Annotated in this window: 1 protein-coding gene; it reads right to left on the reverse strand. The window is 68.2% G+C overall.

Annotated features, from left to right (window positions below):
• Positions 1–466: RNA polymerase sigma factor (locus ACEN88_RS33420; RefSeq protein WP_413346631.1), on the reverse strand; the 466-nt coding region annotated here is incomplete at its 3' end.
• Positions 467–717 lie beyond the last annotated feature (251 nt).

Here is a 717-nt window from a genome sequence, read left to right on the forward strand (position 1 = left end):
CGGCGAGCAGTTGCTGCAGGGCGTCGCGGGCGCGCGCGAGGCGACTCGTGAGCGTCCCGACGGGGATCTCGAGCACGTCGGCCGCTTCCTTGTACGGCAGGCCGTCGACAAGCACGAGGCCCACGACGAGCCGGTGTTCCCCGGACAGCAGGCTGATCGCCTTCTGCAGCGCGAGCCGCTGCTGGTGCGCCTGCGCGGTGTCGTCGCCCACGTGTTCGCCTTCCTCCTCGGGCGCGAATAACTCGGCGCGCCGCGTCCGGCTGCGCACTTCGTCGATCCACGCGTTCTTGATGATCCGGAACAGCCAGCTGTCGAGCCGCGTGCCCGGTTCCCACTGCTCGCTGCGGCCGAGCGCGCGCTCCATCGCGATCTGGACGAGGTCGTCCGCGTCTTCGCGATGATAGGTCAGCGCCCGCGCGAAGCGGCGCATGCGGGGCAGCAGGGCGGCGATGTCGTCGGCAAGCATGGTCTCTATGAGGTAAACGATCCGGGCGGGGATTTTCTTCCCGGCGCCGTTCGTTATTGGGATATCAGCCAATCATATATGATCCACTCATGAGTCCCTTCGTAAATATGCGTGCTCTTGTGGCCCTGGCGCTCCTGTGCGGCACGGTCTCCGCGCACGCGCAGTTGGGCCTGCCCTCGCTGCCGCTGCCCAGCCGCATCGGCCCGCTGGGGCTGGACGGTGTGCGCCGCCCGGTCGACCGGTTGCTCGAC

The organism is Massilia sp. CT11-108 (assembly GCF_047302915.1).
Lineage (GTDB): Bacteria > Pseudomonadota > Gammaproteobacteria > Burkholderiales > Burkholderiaceae_D > Telluria > Telluria orientalis.